7 protein-coding genes are annotated in these 5899 nt (G+C 68.6%); 4 read left to right on the top strand and 3 right to left on the bottom strand.

The features are described from left to right. The 4 genes from VFS34_13735 to VFS34_13720 all read left to right on the top strand — a co-directional run. Positions 1-346, top strand: a 346-nt coding sequence (locus tag VFS34_13735; protein HET9795509.1) for a cell division protein FtsQ/DivIB, incomplete at its 5' end; no start/stop codon positions are given. Next, positions 346-1563: a cell division protein FtsA gene (gene ftsA / locus VFS34_13730; protein ID HET9795508.1), complete on the top strand. Its 1218-nt coding sequence runs from the start codon at positions 346-348 to the stop codon at positions 1561-1563. The genes VFS34_13735 and ftsA, both read left to right, overlap by 1 nt. Before the next feature lie 11 nt (positions 1564-1574). Continuing rightward, positions 1575-2732 (top strand): cell division protein FtsZ, encoded by a 1158-nt coding sequence (gene ftsZ, locus VFS34_13725; GenBank protein ID HET9795507.1) that lies wholly within the window; start codon positions 1575-1577, stop codon positions 2730-2732. Positions 2733-3040: 308 nt separating this feature from the next. Beyond that, positions 3041-3700, top strand: a complete 660-nt coding sequence (locus tag VFS34_13720) for a hemerythrin domain-containing protein (protein ID HET9795506.1) — start codon at positions 3041-3043, stop codon at positions 3698-3700. 58 nt (positions 3701-3758) lie between these two features. Here the strand turns inward: VFS34_13720 and VFS34_13715 are convergent, their stop codons facing one another. The 3 genes from VFS34_13715 to kdsB form a co-directional block, all read right to left on the bottom strand. Continuing rightward, entirely contained in the window at positions 3759-4037 is a 279-nt protein-coding gene (locus VFS34_13715) for a hypothetical protein (GenBank protein HET9795505.1), read from the bottom strand. A gap of 137 nt (positions 4038-4174) precedes the next feature. Beyond that, on the bottom strand, positions 4175-4813 hold the full coding sequence (locus VFS34_13710; GenBank protein ID HET9795504.1) for a hypothetical protein: 639 nt from the start codon (positions 4811-4813) through the stop codon (positions 4175-4177). Between the two features lie 178 nt (positions 4814-4991). Continuing rightward, positions 4992-5711, bottom strand: coding sequence for a 3-deoxy-manno-octulosonate cytidylyltransferase (gene kdsB, locus VFS34_13705; GenBank protein HET9795503.1), 720 nt, complete (start codon positions 5709-5711; stop codon positions 4992-4994). Positions 5712-5899: the final 188 nt, after the last annotated feature.

Raw genomic sequence — 5899 nt, 5'->3', positions numbered from 1 at the left:
GTTCGATCCGCGGGAATCGCCGGGCGATTATCCGATCGTCACCGCTCCGGACGAGCGCCTCGCCGACGCGGCGGCGCTCCTCGCGTCGCTCCAGAGAGGATTCCCGGAGTACGCGTCGACGGTGTCGGAAATTTGGGCGCTTTCTTCCGGAGGATTCGGTATCATGGACGGAACCTTGCGCGTACCGATCGAGGTTCTGGGTAGCGACGCCCCGGAGAAGATCCGCGCGCTTTTCTCCCTCAAACCCGAGATGGACTCTCGCGGGATCGTCCCGAAGGCGATCGACCTGCGATTCGACCGTCGCGTGGTGTTTTCCGGGGCGTTCGCGCTGGGGAAGACCGTCTGATGGCCAAGCCGGAGAACTTCCTGGTCTCGTGCGACATCGGTTCGTCGAAGGTCTGCGTGCTGATCGGCGAGCCGAACGCGCGCGGCGGCCTCGACATCCTGGGGAAGGGCTCGACCGCGCACCGCGGCGCCCGCAAGGGCAACATCATCAACGTCGACTCGACCGTGGAAGCGATCAAGCGGTCCGCCGAGGAGGCGGAGATCATGGCGGGGGCCCAGATCACGCGGGCCTATGCCGGGCTCTCGGGGTCGGCCGTGCGCTCGTTCAACAGCCGCGGCGTCGTCGCCGTCTCCGGGAAGGCCCGCGAGATCTCGCGCGACGACATCGCCCGGGTCGTCGACGCCGCCAAGTCCGTTCAGGTCCCGCAGGATCACGAGATCGTGCACGCGATCCCGCGCGAGTTCTCGGTCGACGGCCAGGAGGGCATCGCCGATCCGCTCGGCATGGTGGGGGCGCGGCTCGAGGCGAACGTCCACATCGTGACGGCCCCCGTCGCGGTCTCGCAGAACCTCGCGGCCTGCCTGAACAAGTCGGGGATCGAGGTCGTCGAGCTCGTGCTCGAGCAGTTCGCGGCGGCCGAGGCCGTTCTGACCGCCGACGAGAAGGAGCTGGGGGTCTGCCTCGCGGACATCGGCGGGGGCACGACCGAGGTCGCGCTCTACCAGAAAGGGTCGATCGCGCACACGGCGGTCCTCCCGGTCGGCGGCGACCATTTCACCAACGACCTCGCGGTCGTGCTCCGGACGCCGATCCCGGACGCCGAGCGCATCAAGCGCAAGTCGGGGTCGACCCTCCGGTCGTCCGTCTCGGAAGAGGAGATGGTCGAGGTTCCGATGGTGGGCGGCCGCACGCCGAAGCTCTGCCCGCGGACGATGCTCGCCGACATCCTGCAGCCGCGGGCCGAGGAGCTGATGGGCCTGATCCGCGACGAGGTCAAGCGGCTCGGCCTCGATGCCGAGCTTCGATCCGGCTACGTGCTGACCGGCGGGGGCTCCGAGATGGAGGGCCTTCTCGAGGTCGCCGAGACGGTCTTCGACGGCCCCGTTCGCCGGGGCGTTCCTTCCGCCGGGATCGGCGGCCTCGTCGACGTCGTGTCGCGCCCGGAGTGGGCCGTCGCGACGGGACTCCTGCTCTACGGCCAGCGCGCCCAGTCGCACCGCAAGACCCGCGGTTTCTCGTTGTCCCGCGTCAAAAAATTCATTGGAGACTTTTTCTGAGGAGAAGATCGATGATCACCTTCGACGACGAATCCGAGAAGCGCCTCGCGATCGAGCTCGAGGACACCGAATCCGCTCCCGCCCGGATCCGCGTTCTGGGGGTGGGCGGCGGCGGCTCGAACGCCGTCAACCGGATGATCTCGGCGGGGATCCGGGGGATCGAGTTCATCGCCTGCAACACCGACCTGCAGGCCCTGCGAAAGTCTCTCGCGCCGCACAAGGTGCAGCTCGGCTCGCGGCTGACGAAGGGGCTCGGGGCGGGCGCGGATCCGGAGATCGGCAAGAACGCGGCGCTCGAGGACCTGGACAAGCTCAACGCCCTGCTCGCCGGCTCCGACATGGTCTTCATCGCGGCGGGACTCGGCGGCGGCACCGGAACGGGGGCCGCCCCGGTCATCGCGAAGGTCGCGGCGGAGCAGGGGGCCCTGACGGTCGGGATCGTCACGAAGCCGTTCCTCTTCGAGGGAGGCAAGCGGATGAAGCAGGCCGAGCGCGGGATGCGCGACATGCGCGACCACGTCGACACGCTCATCACGGTGCCGAACCAGCGGCTCCTTTCCTTCGTCGAGCGCGATACGACGCATCTCGAGGCCTTCCGCATCGCCGACGACATCCTGCGCCAGGCGATCCAGGGGATCTCCGACCTCATCACGTCGCCCGGCGAGATCAATCTCGATTTCGCGGATGTCAAGAAGATCATGTCCGACATGGGACGCGCCCTGATGGGAACCGGCGTCGCGTCGGGCGAGAACCGTGCCGTCGCGGCGGCCCAGGCGGCGATCTCGTCGCCGCTCCTCGAAGACGCCTCGATCGACGGCGCCCGCGGCGTGCTGATGAACATCACGGGCGGACCCGACATGACGCTCTACGAGATGAACGAGGCCGCCGAGATCATCCAGCGCGCCGCCGACCCGGACGCGGAGATCATCTTCGGGTGCGTCACCGACGAACGGATGGCGGGCTCCGTCAAGGTGACGGTGATCGCGACCGGCTTCGACTCCGAGCACGACCGCCCCAAGGCGCTCGCCGATCTGGAGGACGAGCCGGAGCCCCAGCCGGCGAAGCGCTCGCATTTCATGCGGAGCGACGATCCGACGGGGTTCGGCCCGAACGCGTCCGCGCGGGAGGATTTCGACATCCCGACGGTGCTCCGGCGCCAGATGGATTAGCTCCGGGATATCGGTGGCGGCGGCCCGCGGAGCGGGCCGACGACCCCGGCATGCCGATGGCATCTCTTCCGCGCCGCGCCTTGACCGCTCGGCGCATCACCGAGCTCACAGATCAGGAAGATCGATTCGCGCCTCGCTCGAGGGTCGTCCTGCCCCGCTCAGCCTCCGCCGCGCGACAACCACTTCGCTCCGGGTGTCGGGGAGGCTTCGCGCCGCGTGGCGGGCGCGCGGCCCGCAATCCGATCGAATCGCGCAAACGGAGCGGGCTCTTGAACTGGCCCGCCGGTTTCCGTTAAAAAGCGCTCCCCATGAGCGACAAACTCGCCGACGATCTTCTGCGAATCCACAGAATCATCACGCGCGCTCTCTCCGTCGCCCGCGAGCGGGGCTCCGCCTTCGCGCGGACGGATTTTCCGGACGCGAGAACCCGCGAAGGGTACGTGTCCTTCGCGCGGGCGCTCCTCGCCACTCTCCACGCCCATCACGGCGCCGAGGACCAGCTCGCGTTTCCCCGGTTTCGCGAGCGGATCCCGCAGGCTCCCTACGATCGTCTCGATCGTGATCACCGGCACCTCCTGCCGGCGCTTTCGGCGGCGGACGACGCCGTGGAGAGCGCGCTGAGCGGCCATCCGGCATCGATCTGGCTGGGCCGGCTCCTCGGCGCGCTCGATCGTATCGACCAGCTGTGGCACTCCCACATCGCCGTCGAAGAGGAGCACTTCACCGGGGAAGCGCTCGACGCCGCGATGTCGGGCGAGGAACAGGGAGAGCTCGGCAAGGCCCTCGCGGCGCATGCGCAGAGGAACGCGGGCCCCGATTACCTCGTCGTTCCCTTCCTTCTCCACAATCTCGAGCCCGCGGACCGCGCCCTCATGGCCGCGAAGCTCCCGCCGGTCGTGACGGAGCAGCTCGTGCCGCACGCCTGGAAGGAGAAGTGGGAGCCGATGGAAGCATTTCTTCTGAAGTAGCCGGCGCGGCGAGGTCCGTCCGAGCCTCCGGCGGCGGGGCGAGCCGGTCTCGCCGGTGTCACCTCGCGTTCGGTTTCTTCGTCTGAACCTTCTTCAGGGCCCGTCGCAGCTTCGGGTGCTGGCGCATCCGAGCGCGCCAGAATCGGCGCAGTCCGGGAAAGATGGTCGTCAGGATCGCGAGGCCGACGAACAGAAACGGCCAGCCCGGAAGGATCGGGAGCACGACGCCGGCGAGACCGACGAGAAGACAGACGATGGCGAGCGCGATGCGCACCGCGCCCGGCCAGTCCCGGATGGCGAGGTGCAGGGGCCGACGTCGGCGCCGATGCTCGGTCATCGCCGAAGAGGATCGGCCGCCCCGGCCGAGGCCCCCGAACTCATCGCCCGCCGACGTTCGCGCATCCCGAGGATTCTGGCACGAACGAAAAAACGCCCGCCTCGCGGCGGGCGTCCGATCCGCGACCGGGTGCGCGGCTATTGCTCTTCGGGCGGGGTCGTGGTTTCGGTGACCGTGATGCGCTTGACCACGGGCTGCTCGCTCGAACGCACCGGAACCGTGTAGATCCGGACCTTCTTTCCGATCCGGATCGAGCTCGGCGCCTGCGAGGAGTCGGTCATGATGTAAGTCACTTTCTTTCCGTGGCGACCTTCGATCGTGATCGACTTCCCGGGCTCGTACGCGCTGACCGTCCCGTAGGTCGTCGTCTCCCGGGTGGTCGTCAGGTTGCCCTGATCGTCCATTCGCCGGGTCTCCGTGGTCTGGCGAGGCCGGCCTTCGGAGTCCATGTCGTTGGTGACGATGCGGGACACCGTGGTCGTTCCCGGCTCGGTCGTCAGCGTGACGACCCGTCCGACCGCGACGTCGCTGGGAACTTCGACCGTCGGCGTCAGGATGAAGCTGACTTCGCGGCCGTGATCGCGCAGGACGATCACATGCCCCGGCTCCATCCGGACGACCGAGCCGCGATACGTGGTGGTGGTGGTCGTCGTCGTCCCGGGTGCGGATTCATCGGACGGAGTTCCGGCGGGCAGGTCGTTCTGAGCCTGGGCGCGTCCCAACGCGCAGACGCCGACGGCGGCGCCGAGCAGAAGAAGCAGTCTGGTTCTTTTCATCGGGTTCCCTCCTTTGCGGGACATCAGCATTTCCGGTCCTGCGGCGGACCGGCCGGGCGTTTGCCCTTCCGGGGTTAAGGGGAGCAAGCCCGGTGCCGAAAAGAGGGTGCTTCCCGCATTGCAGGAACTACAAAGCTAAGCTTTTCAGCGGGTTACGTCGAGGCGGCCGGGTCCTCGCTCAGCGTCCGCGAAAATGCCGCTCGACGCGCGCGAGGTCCTCCGCGGTGTCCACGCTCCAGGTGTCCGACGGCGCCTCGGCGACGTGGATGTCGATCCCGTTCTCGAGGAACCGCAGCTGCTCGAGCCGCTCCGCGAGCTCGAGCGGAGACGGACGGAGCGAAGCGAATCGTTCGAGCGCGTCCCGGCGGTACGCGTAGAAGCCGAGATGCTTGCGGTACTCGGGCCCGCTCCCGTCGCGGTCGAAGGGGATCGCCGAACGCGAAAAGTAGAGGGCGCGGCCGTCGAGCCGGGTCACCACCTTGACCGTGTTGGGGTCGGAAACGGCGTCCGGCGGAACCGGGAGCGCGAGCGTCGAGATCGCCACCTCGGAGCGCCCGAACGGCCGCAGGAGGGCGTCGACGTGCGCTCCGGTCACCATCGGCTCGTCGCCCTGGACGTTGACGTACACGTCCGCGGGGAAGCGCGCCGCGATCTCGCGGATCCGATCGGTGCCCGAGACGTGCTGCGAGGAGGTCATCTCCGCGTCGATTCCGCGCGCGCGGCAGTACTCGAGAATCTCGGGCGCGTCGGTCGCGACGAGGAGCCGGGAGAGCCCGGCGCATTCGCGCGCCCCTTCCCACACGCGCTCGACCATGGCTTTCCCCGCGATCAGCGCCAGAGGCTTGCGGGGGAGGCGCGTCGAGGCGAGCCGGGACGGAATCACGCCGATGACGTTCACCCCTCGGATCGTATCGCGGGCGAGCGGATAAGATCGCGCGATGACTCGGGCGATCCCCGCCGCCGTGCTTGCCGCCGCGGCGGCATTTCTCTGCGCGGCGGCGGCCGTGAGCGCCGCCGGCGCTCGGGGCGCGGCGCTTTCTCCGGAACGCGCCGCCGAAATCCTCGCGCTGAAGAATCGCGGCCTCG

Source organism: Thermoanaerobaculia bacterium (assembly GCA_035717485.1).
In the GTDB taxonomy this organism is placed as follows: Bacteria; Acidobacteriota; Thermoanaerobaculia; order UBA5066; family DATFVB01; genus DATFVB01.
This window is presented reverse-complemented; position numbering and strand designations above follow the sequence as displayed.